14 protein-coding genes and 1 pseudogene are annotated in these 19852 nt (G+C 53.3%); all 15 read right to left on the bottom strand.

Features of this window, described 5'->3' with window-relative positions; translation table 11 throughout:
* Positions 1–75 precede the first annotated feature (75 nt).
* Positions 76–2529, bottom strand: coding sequence for a discoidin domain-containing protein (locus tag ACFPB1_RS16845; protein ID WP_379227268.1), 2454 nt, complete (start codon positions 2527–2529; stop codon positions 76–78).
* A gap of 359 nt (positions 2530–2888) precedes the next feature.
* The gene (locus ACFPB1_RS16840; RefSeq protein ID WP_379227267.1) at positions 2889–4283 is read right to left on the bottom strand and encodes an APC family permease; all 1395 of its coding nucleotides are present in this window, start codon (positions 4281–4283) and stop codon (positions 2889–2891) included.
* 36 nt (positions 4284–4319) lie between these two features.
* Entirely contained in the window at positions 4320–5219 is a 900-nt protein-coding gene (locus ACFPB1_RS16835; protein ID WP_379227311.1) for an acetamidase/formamidase family protein, read from the bottom strand.
* Positions 5220–5308: 89 nt separating this feature from the next.
* Entirely contained in the window at positions 5309–6652 is a 1344-nt protein-coding gene (locus tag ACFPB1_RS16830; RefSeq protein WP_379227266.1) for a hypothetical protein, read from the bottom strand.
* Positions 6649–7350: a response regulator transcription factor gene (locus tag ACFPB1_RS16825; protein ID WP_379227265.1), complete on the bottom strand. Its 702-nt coding sequence runs from the start codon at positions 7348–7350 to the stop codon at positions 6649–6651. Before ACFPB1_RS16825 ends, ACFPB1_RS16830 begins: the two co-directional genes overlap by 4 nt.
* Entirely contained in the window at positions 7331–8086 is a 756-nt protein-coding gene (locus ACFPB1_RS16820; RefSeq protein WP_379227264.1) for a sensor histidine kinase, read from the bottom strand. Before ACFPB1_RS16820 ends, ACFPB1_RS16825 begins: the two co-directional genes overlap by 20 nt.
* Before the next feature lie 117 nt (positions 8087–8203).
* A pseudogene (locus tag ACFPB1_RS16815) lies at positions 8204–8404 on the bottom strand (sigma factor); the annotation flags it as partial.
* A 179-nt stretch (positions 8405–8583) separates the two neighbouring features.
* Positions 8584–9552: a carbohydrate ABC transporter permease gene (locus ACFPB1_RS16810; protein WP_379227263.1), complete on the bottom strand. Its 969-nt coding sequence runs from the start codon at positions 9550–9552 to the stop codon at positions 8584–8586.
* An 18-nt stretch (positions 9553–9570) separates the two neighbouring features.
* On the bottom strand, positions 9571–10470 hold the full coding sequence (locus ACFPB1_RS16805; protein WP_379227310.1) for a carbohydrate ABC transporter permease: 900 nt from the start codon (positions 10468–10470) through the stop codon (positions 9571–9573).
* Between the two features lie 2 nt (positions 10471–10472).
* Positions 10473–13010, bottom strand: a complete 2538-nt coding sequence (locus tag ACFPB1_RS16800; RefSeq protein ID WP_379227262.1) for a DUF5696 domain-containing protein — start codon at positions 13008–13010, stop codon at positions 10473–10475.
* A 17-nt stretch (positions 13011–13027) separates the two neighbouring features.
* Positions 13028–13648: a Yip1 family protein gene (locus ACFPB1_RS16795; RefSeq protein ID WP_379227261.1), complete on the bottom strand. Its 621-nt coding sequence runs from the start codon at positions 13646–13648 to the stop codon at positions 13028–13030.
* The gene (locus tag ACFPB1_RS16790; RefSeq protein WP_379227260.1) at positions 13638–15074 is read right to left on the bottom strand and encodes a tetratricopeptide repeat protein; all 1437 of its coding nucleotides are present in this window, start codon (positions 15072–15074) and stop codon (positions 13638–13640) included. Before ACFPB1_RS16790 ends, ACFPB1_RS16795 begins: the two co-directional genes overlap by 11 nt.
* Before the next feature lie 17 nt (positions 15075–15091).
* Entirely contained in the window at positions 15092–15961 is an 870-nt protein-coding gene (locus ACFPB1_RS16785; protein ID WP_379227259.1) for a carbohydrate ABC transporter permease, read from the bottom strand.
* A 4-nt stretch (positions 15962–15965) separates the two neighbouring features.
* A complete protein-coding gene (locus tag ACFPB1_RS16780) occupies positions 15966–16922 on the bottom strand; it encodes a carbohydrate ABC transporter permease (RefSeq protein ID WP_379227309.1) in 957 nt (318 codons plus the stop codon).
* Between the two features lie 31 nt (positions 16923–16953).
* Entirely contained in the window at positions 16954–19848 is a 2895-nt protein-coding gene (locus ACFPB1_RS16775; protein WP_379227258.1) for an extracellular solute-binding protein, read from the bottom strand.
* Between the last annotated feature and the right edge of the window lie 4 nt (positions 19849–19852).

The following is a 19852-nucleotide window of genomic DNA, read 5'->3' as shown; positions in this document are numbered from 1 at the left end:
AAAGTATACAGGGCACGCGTAAATTTTTTTCGCGGTCCGCGTTCGAGGTCAACACCCGCACCGCTCGCGGCGTCGTTACGGGGCGTACACTTCGAAGCGCCAGAGCGAGTAGCCGTACGCGGAGCCGCGCTGGACGCCGAGCATGCGGACGTACCTGGCGCTCGTCGCCGCGAACGCAATGTCGTCCACGCCCCCGTTCCCCGTGCTGGTCGCATAGACGTCCCGCCAGGTCGTGCCGTCGGTCGAGACCTGAATTTTGTACGCCTTCCCGTACGCGTTCTCCCAGCTCAGCCGGACCCGGTTCACCGTCTTGATCTCGCCGAGATCCGCCCGGATCCACTCGTTGTCGTTGTACTTCGAGCCCCATCGGGTCGAGCCGCTGCCGTCGGTCGCGTGCGCGGCCGCGAGCGTGGCGGCGAAGGACGAGCTGGCCGTCGCGGCGGCGCCCGACGCGAGGTTCGGGCCGTATTGATGGAGCGCTTCCAGCACGACGTGCGCGGACTTCATCCGTTCGACCATCTCGGTGTACGGCTGGTCCTGCTGGTTGACGAGCCCGATGTTGTAATTCTCGGCATCCGCGCGCCCCGTTACGGGCTGGTCGTAGTAGGCGTACCAGCCGGAGCCGACGAACAGCGGATTCACGGCCTGGCTCTCCGCGAACGCCTGATACGCTTCGCCCCGCTCCGCGATGCTGGTCGTCTTCGTCGGCGCGCTGATGTAGGACAGCCCGCGGTCGGAGGAGCCGAAGGAATGCTCCAGGTTCAGCAGCGGCTTGCCGTACGGCTCGTACCGGTCCATCCAGGCGGCGTCCCGCGTATAGCTGTCCACGGAGAAGGCGTCGACGTACGGCATAGCGCCTTGGTCCCACTCCAGGCTATTCCGCCAGGTCGGTACGATGTTGGCGCCCATGAACAGATGATAGGGGTCGTACTTCTGAATGATGTTCCGGACCGTCGAGAAATACGTCGCCGACGCCAGCTTGAGATAGGCCGACACGTCCGCGGCGGGCACCTTGGCGAGGTCGATCGCCGTATCCTTGAGCGCGCCGAACGACGAAGCGTTCGTGCCGAGCAAGTGGTTGACGGCTGCCAGGTCGTTGTTGTGCCTTGGCGCCAGGAAGTCCACGAACGCGCTTTTCGCCGGCGAATCCGACTTGTACAGGAGCACCTGCTTCACGATGTCCGCGGTCCATCCCGCTTCGTTGTCGTACGTGTACCCGATCAGCCACTTGCTCGCCTTCCCGGTCGTCAGCTGCGCCTTCAGCGCGTTCTCGATGGTCGGGGCGGCCTGCGGATCGAACACGTCGTACGTCCACTGAATCCTTCGCAGCGTAGGGGGATCCTGCAGCACCTGCACGTACGGGAACGTCACGTTCTTCGGCTTGGTCCACTTGCTGAACGCGTTGAAGCCCCATTGGATCAAGCGTTTCTTCGTGATGTCCTCCCACTTCGCCTCGAAATTATCGCCGTACTTCTTCATCACGTTCGCCACGATGAAGTTGACGTACTCTCCGCTCGCGTCCTTCGAATACGCGGGCGCGAAAGCGGTCCGGTCCGGCAGCGATTCGAAAATTTGCCGCGGCGTGCCGTCCGCCCTCAGCGTCGGCGTCTTGTAGCCGGGATCCCACAGGCTGGTCGCGTCGACGCCTTTCATGATGAACGGATACCCGTCGGGCGTAATGAACCACCATTTCCCGCTGATCTGCTGCAGCCGGAAATAGCCCGTCGCGTCGAATTGCCCCATGCTCTTGATGCCGCCGTAAGCGTCGTATTTGGCCGGGTCGAGCCTGACGTTCGCCAATGCGGCGGCTTCGGCCGCGTATTCCTGCTGAAGCTGGGCGTCGGACGTGACCTTGCCCGGCCATGGATCGTTGATCCACTGCCCGTAGCGATCCGCGATCAGCGCGTCTTTGTTCAATTCGGCCTTCAATTGCGCGAACGTGTATGGCGGAGCCGGATTTTGCCCGGGCGCGCCCGTGCCTTCCGTAATTTCCAGCTCCGTCAGCGGAATGTGCTGATACGCCTGGGTGCGGCGGATGTCGAGCACGATGAAGCGCGCCGTCTGATTCGCCATCGGCACGGTGACCGCGTAGTTCAGGTCGGTCCCCTGCTTGACGTGACGTGTTGCGATGTAATACCCCGTCGCGGCCTCCGGCCGGTATTTGACGGTAATGTCCTTGAAGCCCCAATACTTGTTGGGGGCGTTCAAGACGATGCGAATTTGATCGAGCGAATAATCCTTTAACAGATCGATCATGACATGAACGGTCCCCGCGGACCCCGCGTCGCCCATCCAGCCGGCGTAAGCCGCGGTCCCGTCGTACAGCACGCCTCTTGATGCGGCGATCAGCCCGGTCGCTCCCAGATCCGGAGAATTGCCTCCGTTCGTAGCGGGGCTGAGCGCATAATTGCCCGTTCTCAGCACTTTCCCCTCACCTCGGACTTTATCGGTCGGACTGAATACCGCCGTCGATGCCAAAGCCACTAAAAACGCCAACACCATTTTGACAACCATTGCCTGTTTTTCCATCCGATCAAACCTCCTCTCTTCCTATATCGACCCCTCCCCTCTCAAAATTTGCCTTTATTTACCTCATTGTGTGACAAAACCATTAAAATCGTTCCAAATCGCCAGGCGCGAAAACGGCTGCGGACCGCTTGTCACGGCTTTTGGGCGCGAAAATAGGCGGATTGTCCCACTTCTCGGCCGCCCGCGCGATTCGTCCGCCGCCCGAATGCGCGAGATTCCGCCATTTTCACCGGTTGTCCGTTAAACTTACGCTCCGAACCATGCCGGAACGATCGTTTCGGCGAGACGACAAAAAAACAATCCTCTACCCTAACCGGGAAGGAGGATTGTTTTGGTTTTGCAGCGTAGATCTCGCCGGTTTAGATCTCGCCGGCAAGCGAGGAATCCTTTTTCGTCAGCTTCAGATAGATCATGTACGCAATCCCGATGCCCATCCAGACGAAGCCGAATTTCTTGGACGCGGCGTCCAGGCTGTACCACACATACCCGATAATGACAAAGCCGATTAACGGGAAGATCAGATGCTTGAGGTAGTTCTTGCTCTTCTGCTTCCGGATGAAATAATTGATGACCGACAGATGCAGGAACAAGAACGCCGTCAAGGCTCCGAAATTGACCAGCGAGGTCAGCGTCGCGATTTGCTTGGTGAAGATGACCGTCACGACCAGCGAAATCGCGCCGACGAGCAAAATGCTGATGTAAGGCGTTTTGAAGGTCGGATGGATTTTGCCCAATACGCCGGGCAGCTTCTTATCGCGCGCCATGCTGTACAAGATCCGTGATATCGCCGCCTGCGCGACGAGCGCGTTGGCAATCCCCCAGGCGAATGCCGTGGCGATGATCGTCGTCCATTTCAGCCATGGGCCGCCGGCGACTTCCGCGATTTGATAAAACGCGACGTCGGCATTCTCGAAAGTCGTATAATCCGGCCAGACCAGCGCGGCCACCCAAGTCTGAATAATAAAGATGATGCCGACGATCAGCAACGAGAAAATCACCGCTCGTCCAACTACTTTTTTGCCGCCCTTGGTCTCTTCCGCGAGCGTGGAGATCGCGTCAAAGCCCAGGAAGCTCAGCACGGCCACCGACACGGCCCCCATGACCGTGGTTAGATTAAAGTGGGCTTTGTCGTACAACGGTTTGAGCGTAAACGAAGCGCCGTTCACGCCTTTGGCCACCGTGATGACGGCCGCGACCACGAAGACGACCAGGACGAGGAGCTCCAGCACGAGAATGATCTTATTGGCCTTCGCGGTAATTTCAATCCCGAAAATATTAATGATCGTATTAATCGCGATGAAAACAACCAGCCACACATAGACCGGGACACCCGGCAGCACATCATGCAGCGCCGACGAGCTGATCAAGTACAGCAACGACGGGATCATGATGTAATCCAGCAGGATCACCCAGCCGGAGAAGAATCCGACATGCTCGTTAATCCCCCGCTGAGCGTACGAATACACCGAGCCCGCGATCGGGAACGCCTCCGACATTCTTGCGTAGCTAAGCGCCGTAAAAATCATCCCGACCATCCCGATCAGATAAGCCAGCGCCACCATCCCGTACGAGCCCTGCGCCACATAGCCGTAGATGCCGAACGGCGCAATCGGAACCATGAATATCAATCCGTAAATCAGCAAATCCCAAAACGACAACGAACGCTTGAGCTCCTGCTTATAACCAAATTGCTCGATGTTCGCGGAGCCCTCCGCGCCGACCGACGGAGCGCTTGTCCTATTCGTGGAACTCATGATGATCCCTCACTTCTGTAATTAGATACGGACAGGTTAAAACAGATGTACGCCGTACGCGTCCAGCACGCTCTTCGGCATGAAGAACCGGGCGGTCATCAGCGGGTCTACGATTTGCGATATTTGCGATTGACCGGCCGCGCTGCACAGCATGATGAGCTCCGGCAACGACATCTCCATGTGAGGCAGCAGGGCGTCGATCATGACTTCCACGGCGCTTTTCGCCGCTTCGTCGAGCGTTTCTTTGGAGACGATGGCCGCGATGCCCTCCTCGTTTTCCACGAATGGATAAGGAATGGCCCGTCCGCTTAGAACCTCCAGCGTCACGGTCACTTTCGCCGGAATTTCAATGCCGGTTACACCGACCTCCCCATCCCCCATGGCGGCATGCACGTCGCCTAACCCGAACAATGCGCCTTCCTGGAAAACGGGCAAATACAGCGTTGCACCGGTCGTAATGAGCTTGGTATCCATATTGCCGCCGTGCGGACCCGGAGTTCCGCACGAAACCGCCTCGCCTTCGGGAGCAACGCCGATGACGCCAATCATCGGGTTCAGAGGCAGGCGCAGCTTATCGTCGAACACCGCATGGCCGTCCTGGACCGGAATCACCTTGAACCGCATCGCATCGAGCCGGTGACCCATGACGCCGAGCCCCGGGCCGGCGGCCATAAGGCCTTGCGCGCCCAGCTCAATGGCATCGATACGGACCTTCAGCACGTCGCCGGGCTTAGCGCCTTCAACGTAGATCGGTCCGGTTGCCGGATTGATCCGGTTCCAATCGATGGAGGATACGGTCGTCTGTTCCGACTGAATCTGATCCTGAAAACAGTCCCAGGTATCCAAGACGATTGTTGAACCGGACGGAACCTTGAGCGCATGTGAATTATCCTTACTGAACGAGTAAAAGAATTGCTCTCTAGAGACGTTTAGCATCGGACGACCTCCTGTAAAATGTCTTGGATTAAGTATATTAAAAAAAACGGGCATGATTTGCATCCATTTTAGATAGTTTTGCACGTATATTATATTTTTATTGGTTTTCGGCCATAAACACGGATGCTTATGTAAGCTATTGTGACACTGACGGCGGATCCCCATATCCATTGCACGTACCCTGTCACGGCGCAGCCGGCACAGGTCGACAGCAGGATAGCCCCGGCGACCGCATACCCGTTTAGACTTTCACGGCTTCGCAGCTTGAATAGCGGATAGGCGGCGGATAGGAACAAATGCGCGTAAAAGACGACGCCCGCGCGTACGGCCTGCTCCGCAAACGGGATGGCGGCCAGCGGCACGGCGCACAGAAGCATGCCTGCGGCGTAGACCCGCCGGGTGCTCGATAAGGCGGCGCATGCGCCGTGCAGCGCATGGAGCATCCCGAGCAAGGATACGCCGGCTCCAATCGCGAACGACGATAACGCCAGCAGCATGAGCAGATACAAGACCGGCAGAGAAAGCCCGCTTGGAATGACGGCCAGCACGTCTGGCAGCGGCATCGGGTACGTACCGGCAGGCTGCGACAAGGACAATAGATACAGCAGGATGATAGAGCCCGATAAGGGCAGCGCGCCGCCGCAAATCGTCGTGAGCCGGAAGGTCAGGCGGCTCCGTTCTTTTTTGATCAGGGAGTACTCGGGGTAGACCAGCATATGCAGCATCAGCCGTCCTGCGAACAACACCGAGTAGGCCAGCGTTCCGGCAAGCAGGTACTTGGGATCCGCTTGCAATAGATGCCGCTCTTGAAGCTGCAGCCAAATCGGGTCAATGCCCTTGAACAGGTATACGGAGACGGGGATAAACGTCAACGCCGCAAAGAATATCCCGAACAGCCACAGCCCGACCCGGTGGAAGCCGCCAATGCCTCCCAAGCCCGCATAGACCGCGGTGAAGGCGAGAAGCAGCGCCGCCGTAAGCAACGGCGGAATGCCGAACATGCTGTTCAGCAAATAACCGGCGAACCATGTATTGAGCACCAGTCCTTCGCTGGCCGCGGCGATGAGAACGACGAGCATCGGAACATGGCTGTTCCCGCGAAATAGCCGTCTTACGTATGCCGCAAGATTATCGCTGCTTGCGATCCCGCTGCGTCTTGGCTCCAGCTTGCCGGCAACCGCCACCGTCACGATCGCGCCGGCCAGTGCCAGAACCGCCCCGCCCGCATAGTGATACCGGTAGGTAACGGCCATCGGGACGAACAGCGACAGTCCGCTGACGAAGTGAACGAGAAGCAGGAAGATGCCATGAGACAAGCGAAGCTCCCGATGGGGGAGAAAATAGCGGAAAACATGCCGATGCTCGGCAAACTCCTTCATATGTACGATGAGCAGGACGATGGCCAAAAATAAAACGACGTACCAGTCCATCACTGACCCCGCCCCTTGAATTTGGTCGGCGTCACGCCCGTAATTTTTTTAAAGGCGGCGCTAAAGTGATGCTGGCTGGAGAAGCCCGTCCGGTCCGCCACGACCGTCATGGTCCACTCCGGGTGCCGTTCCAGCAGCAGCTTGGACTGGTTAATGCGATAGGCGAGCAGATACTCCTGGAAGGTCTCCCCGATCTCGTCCGAGAAGCAATGGCTCAGGTACGAGGGATTCACCGGAATTTCCTTGGCAATGTCATTTAAGCTCAGCTTTTGGGAGTAGCTTTCCTGGATCCGCTTTAATACGTGCTGGACGTGAGGCGACCTGCCCACCTTGTAATGATGCTTTCGTAGCCACTTGTCGATCGTGTCGTACAGCTCGCTCTCCATGAACGGCTTCACCAGATAATCGAGCACCTCCAGTTGAACGGCCTTCTTCGCATAGTGGAAGTCTTGATGGGCCGACACGATCACGATGTCCATATCGGGCTGCCGTTCAACCAATCGCGCGGACAGCTTAAGTCCGTCTTCGTTCGGCAGGAGAATGTCAACGAACGCCAACTGGATCGCATGCGAATCCAGCACCCGCATCGCCGTGACCGAATCTTCCCGGCAAAAGCATTGAAAATGCGGGTATTTGCGCCGAATTAAATATTCGACCTGCTCCAGCTCCAAGTACTCATCGTCAACGATTAGAATATTCATTGCCTTCATCTCCCGGAACATAGGGCCATCTGGCCATTGCTGCTGTTTGATTCCATTTATTCTTCCGCAAGGTCAGCGAGGTTGGCAGGTCGAAGATGAGCTCGAGCCGCTGCCGGACGTTGGATAGTCCGATACCGTCGCCCGGTGCCTCGCCAATATCGCCGGTTCCGTTATCGACAACGGATAATTCCACCCAATTCCCCTCCCGCTTGAAGCCGATAAAGCAATATTTCTCGCCGACTCGTTGTTCCAATCCATGCTTGAAGGCATTTTCCACGAGCGTTTGCAAGGTGTACGGCGGCACCTGGCAGTGCAGCAGCTCGCTGTCAATCTCATAGTCGATCTTCAATCGGGGTCCGAAGCGAAGCTGCTGGATCATTAAGTAGTTATTGGTATGCTCCAGCTCCGACCGGAAGGAGACGAGCTGCTTCTGTTCGCTGTCCCGGTAACGGTAGCGCAGAAATAGCGAGAACCGCTCCAAGCCGGCGGTCAAATCCCGGTGCCGGTTCAAACGGCTGAGCGACAGCAGCGCATTCAGCGTATTGAATAGGAAATGCGGTTGAATTTGTTCGTTTAATTGATTGTATTTGCTGACATGCAGCTCTTTTTCAAGTCGGATCCTTACGTTCTCCAGCTCCAAGATATCCAGCTCGTGATCCAGCAAACGGAGCATCAACAGGATGGCCACGCTTAGGATCGGGGCTAGCACGCCGAGATACACGATGACTACAAACACCTGGGGCCTCCATCCGCGGAAGGGTTGCGTTTGACGGCAGCGTAGCCGATTAATCGCTCCGTATGCAATTTTTGGGTCTTCTCCTATAAGCAGTATAATCAACTGCAGCCTAAATCACTCCATGCCGATCGGATCGTGAAGCGACACGTCCTTGCGAATCTTCTTCAGCGACCGGAGATGCAGAAGTATTTCATTCTCAATACAACGGGCGGCAAAAGTAGCGAGCTTCGTTCCCTTACCGGTCTGGGAGCTTTCAATCGCTTTGATCAATCCAATCGTTCCGATCGAGATCAGATCCTCGACGAGATCATCCCCTGTTTATTTGCTTAACATTCGCTTTCTTCTTCGTTTCCAGGCTATACTTCATGCGGCCCCGACCCTTTGTCGGCATAAAAAGCACCCCCTATCGTTTTCATCGGCATAAACACGAGGGTGTTTTCCAATGTCCACGATAAGGGGTGCACTTCAAGCTTCTAAAGGCTCTTTTTTCTTTCCCGTTAACCTACGATACCGCTTCGCTCCATGCTTTCTACGAAATGCCGTTGGACAAACAAGTACATGAGGATGAGCGGAAGGATCGCCAGGAGCACGCTCGTATTTTGAATCATCGACAGATAGAGCGGATCCGCTTGCGCCCCGCCGTTCTGTAGGCCGACATAATTCAAAATCTGAGCCGCTGCCGATGCCATCATCGACGACATCACTTTAGGACCCGTCAAGAACAAGCTCGTAAAAAAGGAATCGTTCCATTGCCAGACAAACGAAAACAGCATGACGGATACAAGCGCGGGAACCGCATTAGGGACAATGATTCGCATAAAGGTCATCAACGAGCCCGCCCCGTCCACAAAAGCCGCCTCTTCCATCTCTCTTGGCAGCCCGCGAAAAAACTGCCGGAACATAAAAACGAACAAGCCCGTTTTGAGTCCCATGCCAAGAGCCGAAGAGAGCAGAAACGGCCAATACGTATTGATCAAATTCCAGGAGTCGCCGCTTAGCAGGGTAATGATGCCCAATACGTCGAAGCTCTTATACTGCAAATACGTCGGAATCATGATCGTCTGCGGCGGTACGAGAATCGTAAAAATAACAAATGAAAATAACAACCCGCTGCCGCGGAATTTGATTCGGGAGAAGCCATAACCGGCCAGCATGCAGGAAAAGGTCTGAAGGAGCATCACGCCTGCCGACAGCACGATGGTGTTGATCAGAACCTCGGAATAGTTCAACGCGCTTAAGACTAGCTTGAAGTTATCGAAGGTAAAATGCTTCGGCACCCACACTACCGTAGAGTCGTACATATCCACCGGGTCCTTGAACGCGATGGAAATCTTGGTCATGATGGGGTATAAAATGACGAATGAGATCCCGCCGATCAGTACGGTTCGAATCAAAGTCCAGACCCATACTTTCAATTTCTGCTCCCAAAAATGCCAGGTAGCCATTCTTCCTGCTAACGACTTCATCCCCAGCCGCCTCCTCATTTAATCGTAATAGAATACTTTGCGATTCATCAGCAGGGTCACAATCCAGAGCACAAGCGAGATCATGACAAAGTAAATCCAGGCCATCGCGGAGCTTAGTCCAAAATCAAAGGCCCGAAAGGCCGTCTCGTGAATTTGTCTGCTCGTCTGGCTCGTTGTCAGGTTGTCGACGATGGAATAAATGACGTTCGTCAGAATTAACGGGCTGATCATCGGAAATGTAATTTTCCAGAACGATTCATACGGCGTTGCGCCTTCGATTTTGGCCGCCTCATACAAAGAGCCGGAAATCGACTGCAAGCCCGCCAAGAAAATTAAGATTTGCACGCCGGAAGACGTAATGATTTGGTAGATTCGATTCACGGCACTCACCAAGTAACTCACAATGCTTCGATTCACGCCCGATTCCACGAGCATTTTAGCCAGGTCCAGATTTTTGAACAAGGTAAATTCACCGCTCGTCTGCTGGCTTGCACCACGCATCACCGCCTGCATGTAGTCCCCGCCTTCGATCGAGGCCAGTACACCCGAGGCCAGAATAACGGGCAAGAAAAAGATAGCCCGGGCGATTGTTCTTCCTTTAAACCTCTGATTCAGCAGAACAGCCGCGAATAAACTGAAAATGACGATCAGAGGCACATTAATAAACATGTTGAGCATCGATTCGGTTAATGTTCTGACGTACGACTCATGCTCCAATAGCGTATTTTTATAATTATTCCAAGCGATATACGTGATCGAGAAACCGGTATCGTCGATATCCAGCTTGCTGAAGCTGTAACGCAACGAAGAAATCAGCGGGAGGAGAAATAGAAACAGAAATCCGATCATCCAGGGCAGAATGAACCATAATCCGCCATACTTCTGCTTCTGATAGAGGGTCATCCGCAGCTTTGGCACTCTCAAGACCGTTCACCTCTCAATCGGTATCCCATCGCGTCAATCCATTCTCCCTCCATCTTCACACGGTGGTCGTTGTAATTGACGATGACTTGTGTTCCGCCTTCATAAGTGGTTGCATACACGCCATTGTCCAGCTTGGTATGATCCGCAATGGTCCTGGTTCTTACTTGGCGAAGCACGGCATTCACTTCCTTATAAGCAGCCGCGGCCTCGTCAATCCAGTTCGCATAGTTCGCCGCATACAAGTCGTTATATGCCGTATCCTTCACGGCCGAAGACTTCGCGTAGAACCACGAATAATTCAGGTTCGAACCGGTCTCCAGCGCCTTCAAAATATGGCCTTGTATCGCTTGATCATCGGCCATATTGAGCGCGGAGCCCGCATAATCGATATAACCGTGAAGCACGATTTCATAGAACGGAATCGCTTCATCCGTCAGATTAAAGCCGCTATTCGACAGCGGTGCGTTCACGACGCTCTCGGCATACGGCAGCGAATAGGCATTGCCGCCATGAATCATAAGGCTGCCCACAGCATCGTTGATCTTCGACAGCTGCTCTTGTGCAGCCCGCTTTGCTTCCTCTCTCGTCATGAGCCGTTTCTCATTAAAGTCGGAATTCAGCTCATCCCCTAAATCCCTTAAGGATAACTGAGCCACATTCAGCTTCTTGTAATCGTTCAGAAAGCCTCCAACGACACCGGATAGCCTTGAAGGCGATAATACATACGCAGGCGATTCATCTGTATCTTCCTTATAATTGGCAGCGTAATAGGGATACACTTTGGCTACTTTGCCGGTCATATATCGCGCCCCGTCCTTCTTCGGCCGGAATCCCCAGCTATCCCGATACACTTCCATGAACCCGGCATCCGGGTACACCTCGATCCCCTGACTGGATGCATACTGGATCAGGTCCGCCAGGTCCTCCCGGCCGCCAAGCTTCTTGTCCGCAGACACCGAGCTCGGAATACGATGAGCGATACCTCCGTTAAACCAACCGGTATACCGCAGCCTAATCGAATGAATGCCTTTCTCCGCTAATTGCCGAAGAATCTGCTGCGCCTCCTCAAAGGTCGTTAACGCTTCATACGATTCGTAGGGAATGCCAAGGAAAAACTTCTTCTTCGTCATGCCGCCGATCAGCTCGAGATAAAACGGGGTATCCGCTGTCTCCTCCAGCTTGGTCAAGCCGTATTTGCCGATTAAATAATTCCGGTAATAGGCTGCCATGCCGGAGTAGGACGCATCATCCCCCTGCAAAAAGCCGTAACGGATCGTAATATCTCCCTGATACGATTGCTGCTGAAATCTAGGCACCGTCTGGGAGCTCCAGTTGCCTGACAGCGTAAGCTGCTCGCTGGCGCTGATCCCGTAGCTGCTATATACGTAATTGTAAGCGTTGGTCCGTCCGCTGATATCCGCTTCGACATTCGCTATGGCGTCCCCATTCTCAATCATCGCCACGAAGCCTTTGTCCTCCTGCTTCATGCCGAATACGGGCAGTCTGGCTTCACTGCTCCGGAGCAGATTCAGCGGCGTGATGCGAGCTGCATCCCTCCCATACAAGGGGGTCAAATATGGAGCCGCATCCAGCTTTCCGCTGTTCAAATGAATAAGCGAACCGGAGCCGTCCGGAACGACCATGTATCCGTCCTGCTCTTCATCGGCCGCACCGAAGAAAGGAAGGACCGAAAGCTTTTGCAGATGGAACGAGTTCGAGTCAATCTGCTCCGTCGACACGTTCACCACCAATTGATCCTTGTCCAAGCGGTAGGTTACGGGAAGCACGAATTCCGCTTGTTGATTTAACATGCCGTCTCCAGAGGCCGCCCGGTCGATATCCCGCTCCTGCTCGTCATACCCGATCTCGGCGAACAAGTCCAAGACCCGTGACAAGCCGATCCCTTGAAACGCGGCATCTCTACGCTCGTACCCCTTCTTCTCCTCGTTGTACTTAAATCGTTTTTCCAGATCCCTGCGTTTCCCTTCGTCCTCGATATGATCGAGAATCAGCGTTTGAAACCGCTCTTCGCTAATAAATGGCGGGATCTCATCTAGCCCTTTTGTTTTCATGCCGACCGTATATGTAATTTGAATCCCGTCATCTAGTCTTTGAATCTCGTACTGTTTGTTCTGTATGCTGTGATTGAAATTATCGTATTGCTGCGGCTTTCCGGTCGAATCCGAATATTGGAGCAGCAGCTGGCTGCCCAGAATCGACTTGTTATATCCGGAGGCCCGGTTATCTTGCTCGCGATGAATGGGATTCGAATACCACATGGTGCCCTGTTTTTTGTGTTTGACGGCGATCTCCGTCGTCTCCTCGTCGACGTATAGGGCTAACTCTTCATTTTCCGCTGCCAGCTTCATGGCTGCATGCTCCGCCGCCGGTTGAACCTGGGCCGAATCATGCTCGGACAGACTCGCTTGCTCGGCTTGCTGCCCTGCCGATTCAACGGCTGCAGTTCCGGAAGTCATGACCATCAGGCTTATCAATAGTAATGTAATTACGGTCCGATTCGCGATCCCCTTCAACGGGATGACCTCCTTCTCTACATGCGTAATGAAAGCTCATTGTATACCGTGAGTACGAACCCGAGCACTTGCTGGATGAGACTAAAGAACAATAGCCCAAGAAACATGATGATGCCCATCACAAGCAGCGTAAGCGCCATCGTTACAATCGTCTTCAACACGGTATATTGATGAACGGTCATCGTGCCGATGAATAACAGCCATACAAACCAGAAAAAAGCGAACGATTCCAAAAAGTAATAAAAGGCGGCCTCTTGAAGCGTGATTAGATTGCTCAGAATGGTGCTCAGGAAATGAGTCATCGCCAGAGGCAGAAGGGCATATCCGGTAACCATCACAATTTCCCGAAACTTGCCTTCGCCATCCATCAGCGTCGTCAAGGACCAATTCGATACGCACCATAATAGGAAGGGGAGCACGATATACTTCAATTCATTGACGCTATTTAATTCGCTCGGATTATTAAAGTTCACGACGAACCCGGACCATTGACGCTGCAGAATCGTAGAGACCGTCAGCAGAACGAGAATCGCCAATGCCAGGCGAACCTTGCCTTTGTTATCGTATTTGATGTCCCAAAAGCCGTCGAAAGGATGAAGCAACACGTAAAAGGAGTATCGAATTTGTTCAAGATACATGGATTTCCACCCTTTTCTTTAAGCGCCTTTTCACCTTACGCCCTACGAAGCACGCCACGAGAAGAACAACAACGCTCGTCATGATGGCCCCGAAGTTTCCGCGCAGCAGGTCTTTCCGGTATTTGCCAAAAGCTTTCGAATAGTACGCTCTGTTATAGCCTAATTCGAGGTACTCCATCGCTTCTTTATTGTTGCCCTGCCTTAACAGCGCTTTGCCGATTCCCACGTAGGCGGCGTCATTGTTGGCGTCCAGCTTAAGCAGTTCCTGCCAAGCCGCTACGGCCTCGTCGCTTTTGCCAGCTGTATAAAAAGCGTTCGCGGCGTTGGTGAGGCTGCCGAATCGGGTGGGCTGGAATCGGGTAATCCGGTTCATATTCTGATCCAGCACAAGGATTTCGTCGCCTATGCTTTCGATCGCCACCGGATTGGCAAACGTGCCGACTTGTTGGCCGATTTGACCAAAGATGTACATCAGTACGCCGTCTTCGTTATACGTAAATATGCGGCCGCGCTTCGCGTCGAGCACGCTATACACGCCATGTTCCCGGACCGTAATATCCGTTAGCAGCGATCCTTGCTCGGAGAACAGATCCCCTCGAGGCGGAAAATACCCTTCGCGGCGCAGGACGTCGATCCCGGTGGAGTTCAGCTTCTTAATCGGATCCCCGGAGTTGATCTCGGTGTTTGTCGTATAGAGAAACCCTTCCTTGTCCATGTCCAGGTTATTGAACTCCAGCGGCACGAACTGTGCCAGTTTGCTCCGCTGCTCGCGGGTGGAAATGCTTTTCCAGAAATAATCCCATGCGTTGAATTTCACCCGATTCGTCCCCATAAATCCGGAAAAATCGCCATCCGCATCGAATTCCATCAAGCCATCGAACACGCCTTTGCCAACCACGTAGATCCGGTCCGCCTGGTCGACGGCAAGCTTGATCGGCAAATATTCAAAGCCTGTACGGATAATGTCCGATTGAGGCGCGCCGATCTCTCTGACAAATTGTCCTTCTTCCGTTAATTCAACGACTCTTTTGTTACCCGTATCCGCAATATAAATTCGGCCGCCGTCCGTTACGAATATACCTTGAGGGTTGGACAACTGATCCTGCTTTCCCTCATGGTCGAATGCCTGTATTTGCCGAATCACGTCCCATTGCCGATTAAATACAACGATCCTTCCGTTTCCCGAATCCAACACATAGATATCGCCGTCGTTCGTGACAAATAAATCGGACGGCGCTTGAAAGCTTCCGATGCCTTGTTGTCGGCCATCGATCGTATCGCCAGGCAGGTAAGGGATTGGAGAGGGTCTGGTCTCTCCCCAATACGTCCACATATAACTCTCGTAGGGAGCAGCCTTGACGGCAGATCCGGCACTGCCTGCAACGACAAATAATGCAACCAGAAGAATGGCCAATTTAGACTTCAACCGTTATACCCCCTACCCTATTCCTTGATCCCGGAAGTGGCCATCGTTTGGATAATTTGACTTTGGGTAATGACGAAAATAACAAGCGGTACGATCATCAGAATAAAGGCTACGGCCGCTGCAACCCCGGCGCGAGCGATTCCTCCTTGTATGATTTGCCCCATCGCGTAGTGCATCGTCTTGAGCTCTTCGCTATAAATGAAGCCGTTCCCGTCCGTCCCCCACAATATTTGAAACACCAGAATGATGAGCGTATACCATGCCGGCTTCACTAAAGGCATCACGATCGTCCAGAATATACGGTACTCGCTTGCTCCGTCTATTTTGGCCGCTTCGATTAACGGCATCGGAATTTGCTCGATAAATTGTTTCATGAGATAAAGTCCTAGCGGAAATGCGAAAGCAGGTACGATAACCGCCCAGTAGGTGTCGATCCACCCTAACCAAGACATCGTCATATAGTTCGGGATGGCGGTCACCTGCCCGGAGAACATCAGAGATAAGACAATCATCGAAAACAAGGTTTTCGAGCCGCGAAATTTGTACTTCGCCAGCGGATAAGCCGCAGCCGAAGCTAGAATGACGTGACCAATCGTCCCAATCAGCGTAATAAACACGGTATTGAGGATATACCGCGAGAAAGGAACCCACGATTTCGCCATCAAATGGAATAAATCCGGAAAATTAGACAGCGTTGGGTTGCGGACAAATATTTTCGGCGGAAACAGAAACAGCTCATCCAACGGCTTGAATGCATTGTTGACCAGGTACACCAGCGGAATCGCCATAAAGGCCCCGGCTACCGCCAGCAGGAGAAACAATAACAGGTCGACAAACCAAGAACGGTTTATTCGTTTGGGGCCAAGCAGCCGCATCGAGATTTTCATCCGATTATTCACCTACTCTCTTGAGCAGCTTCTGGATAATGAGGTTGGACCCTAGCATAATCGCGAACAGGACCGTCGCAATCGCAGACGCATACCCCATCTCGAAGCGGATCGTGCCGTAATCGATCAAGTGCGTCACGATCGTGTGTGCCGAATATTGAACACTTGGAAAGCCGGCTAAGTTCATCGCCACGTCAGCCACCGCTAATGAAGACGTAATCTGGATGACCGCCCCGAACATTAATTGCGGACGCATCGAGGGCAACGTAATATACCATAGCTCCTGCCAACGGTTGCGGACGCCATCTACGGCACCGGCTTCGAATAGCGATTTATCCGTCGATTGCAATCCGGCGATAAAAGCAAGAAAGCTTGTTCCGAGACTTAACCATAATTGCACAATCATAATGATGGTAAGCGCGTATTTCGGATTCTGGAACCACAGCACCGCTTCATTAATGATGCCGACTTTAAGCAGAAACCCGTTGACGATGCCGTAAGAGTCGCCAGAAAACATAATTTGCCAAATGAAATACACATTGCCGGAGATCGATGGCGCATAAAAGACAAGCGTCATGAGCGCCCTCGCCTTCGGACGCAGCTCATTGATCAGCCAAGCAAACAAAAAACAGGCGATATAGCTGACCGGTCCCGTAATAACGGCAAATACGAATGTATTTTTCAACGCAATAAGGAAGATATCATCCTCAAGGAGCAATCGTTCATAGTTCGCCCAGCCGACCCAGGTTGGGAACTCCAGCATGTTAAAGCTCGTCAGGCTGATCAGCAGGGACATCGCTACCGGCAACACGGTAAAGATCATGAACAGCACTATATAGGGAGCAATCAGCACATATAGATGTTTATCGCGCTTCAGATCCAGTCGCAGCTGCAGAAGCTTGGACGGCTTAGACGGCTTGGACGTGTGGCGGAAAGGTTGAACCTCTACTTGTCCGGGAATAAACTCCGATTGCTGCAATGTGGCCACCTCTTTAGTTCAATTTCATTTCATTTCTTTTGAGCAGGATTTCACGATTAATCTCCTGCACGTAGTCATATAGAGCATCCCGTGTGTTAGTCCCGTTGTTGATGACCTCCCGGAAGGCATTATCCAGGTTCCGGCCGGTATAATAGCCGCCCGCCACCTCCGGAACGCCTCTCACCCATTGCCATTGCTTCTCCAGGTTCAGATAGTCCTGCATAGGCCAAGGAAGCTCCTTCAACGCCTCGATATTCGCAGTCGGATACCTTGCGGCAGCCCCCATTAATCCTTCCATCTCTCGTCCGAACCGCACCTGCGTTTCCTTGCTTGTCCACCACTTCATGAATTCCCATGCCGCATCCTGGTCCCTCGCTTGCTTCAGCATCATGACGGCTGTGCCGCCGCTAGCCACCTCGCGCGAGATCGTCCCGTCCTCCTGCCTAATGCCGGGAATCGGGGCAAAGTCCCACAGTCCCCTAATTTCCGGGGCGGAGACGCTTAACGTATTGTATAGGGTATAATCCGCAATCCCCATCGGGGTTTCCCCGGTACGGAAGCGGCTTGGCAAATCGAATTGCAGCGGAAGTTTATAATTGGTATAGAAGTCCGTCCATTGGTCGAAGGCGTTCATGGCGATTTCCGAATCCAGGCTGCTTGCCGCCCCGTTGTCCGTATAGAACTGTCCTCCCATCTGGTAGAGCAGCATGGCGAAGGCTTTGCTTGGCTCCATGCCGGATACGCCTGTTGTTTGCGCGATGGGCAGCGTAAATTCCATATGATTTTTTTGCAGGACCGGAATCAACTTGTATACTTCATCCCAGGTCTGCGGCACTTGAACCCCGAGCTGCTTCATGATGTCCTTGCGATAGAACAGCATCTCGAACACTTGCTGCTCCGGCAGCGCATAGACGGCATCATTAAATTGATAGGGAACCGTCGCGCTGTCACGGAATCGCTTGCTCACTTCGTTGAAGTCGCTGAATTGGGTTAAATCCACAATCGCATTGCGCATCCCGTAATTGACCGGAATGTCATTTGCGATTTGCATCGCGACATCCGGCCCCTGCCCAGCCAACGTGGCCTGCAAGAGAATATTGTTGTTGACTAGCTTGAGGTCGACGTTGATTCCCGTTTCCTTCGTGAACGATTCATCGGCCAGCGCCTTTAGAACTTGTGCCTGGTCACGCCCCGTACCGATCCATACGGTAACCGAACGCTGCTTCTCGCTCGTATTCCCTATACTTGAATAATCCTCGAAGAACGAATGATATAAGGACTTCAGCTCGTAGTTGGCCTTCGCGAGGAAGGACCCCTTCGCTTTCGGCATATGCTGTTCAGGCGAAGCGACAATGAAATAGTCGATTTCGAGCGGCTGCTCCCTAACCTTCAGTATCCATGCCCCTAAGCTGCCCACATTAATTTTCAACGAATCCATCCGCTTCTGTACCGTTTCCGGCCGTTCCGCCAAATTTTTCAGTTGATAGGCAACCTTGCTTAAAATGGAAATCTGATCGCTGTTTTCCCCCGTGAGCTCAACCAATTGATCCGATAGCGCATATAATTTAGCGCTTTGTTCCTGAAACACATTCACCATGTCCGGCAATCGCTGCTCCAAATTGTAATCCCGGAATGGATCGGGAACCGCGCTTGTGATCATCAGGATTTTCCGGTACATCGCATTGATCTCCAATATACTCGACTGTACCTCGCGGATGGATTCCGCCAGCGGACCAAGTCCGGCTTCCAGCTTAAGCTCGTGTTTGCCTTTCGTTAAGTAATAGAGATACGGCTCCTTCCCATCCCCAAGAACCGTCATCTTCCAATCACTCGAATAATAGAAAGGAACCGCGTTCATCTCTTGAAAAGGAATCTTGCCATCAATCGTCAGCATCCTTGTGGAATAGAGTCCACGCAAATATTCTTGTCTGCTTTTCAGGCCGATTTTGTACAGTCCGTCCTGCGGCACCTCGAATTGCCAGGTGATCGATTCCCCTGGCATTCTCCAATTGAAGCCGCCAATCGAATTCATTTTGACTTCCGATATGGATTGCGGCTCCGTTGTCGGGCTGGTCCGATCCGTGATCGGATACAAGGTCGGCGAAGATTTATAGGCTGCTGCCTCCCCCTGCACCTTGACCATGAGGCCGCTTGTCTCCTGATAACCCTTCTCCCGGTAGCTCTGAAGCAGCTCTTTGTAAGATGGGGATGGCTCAATTTGAGAGATTCGAATCGAATCGATCACCATCGGCTCTCTGCGCGATACGAGAGAGATTTGGTGATGACCTGCCGAGAAATAAAAGGAGTATGGCTCTGTATAATATCCGTCCGCATCCTTGAAGGCCATCTCCTGCCATCTCGCCGATTCGATTTGGCGGGGCCGAATATCATTGCCGCGGTTATCCTGCTCGATATGTTCCTTCTCATTGATCCAGGTTCGCGGAAACAGCAGACTGCCGGCCCCTGTAAAAGGAGTGTCGCCATCAACAAGCAATTGCCTTTCGACGGAAGCCCCTTTGCCTTCTGGTGTAAAATAACGCAGGGACATCTGATATAAACCGTCCTCGGGTATCGTAACTTCCCATGTTAGGGTTCCCGTCTCTTCTGTGTACACGAAACGGCCCTGTTCTCCGCCGGCCTCCGACAGAAGCCTCGGACTCATCCCCTCGGCACGGGTATAGTCGCTCCCATTCACCACCAGCTGAGCTTCCGGTCGATTCGCATTCCGATATGGCTGCAAATAACGGTCGTAGCTTCCGTCAGCAGCGCTTTCGATGGGAGGGTTATCGTCATCCGTAGGCTTGACAGCCTCTGTCCCGTGTATGATATTCGTCCCGCTCACCGAAGTTAAGGTAATCGTGCACAGCAACCCCAATACGAACAAGCTGCGGAATACCTTAGTTGACATCAAT

The sequence above is a fragment of the Paenibacillus sp. GCM10023250 genome (genome assembly GCF_042653205.1).
In the GTDB taxonomy this organism is placed as follows: Bacteria; Bacillota; Bacilli; order Paenibacillales; family Paenibacillaceae; genus Paenibacillus_Z.
Note: the sequence above shows the minus strand (reverse complement) of the source record. Positions and strands in the feature narration are given on the sequence as shown.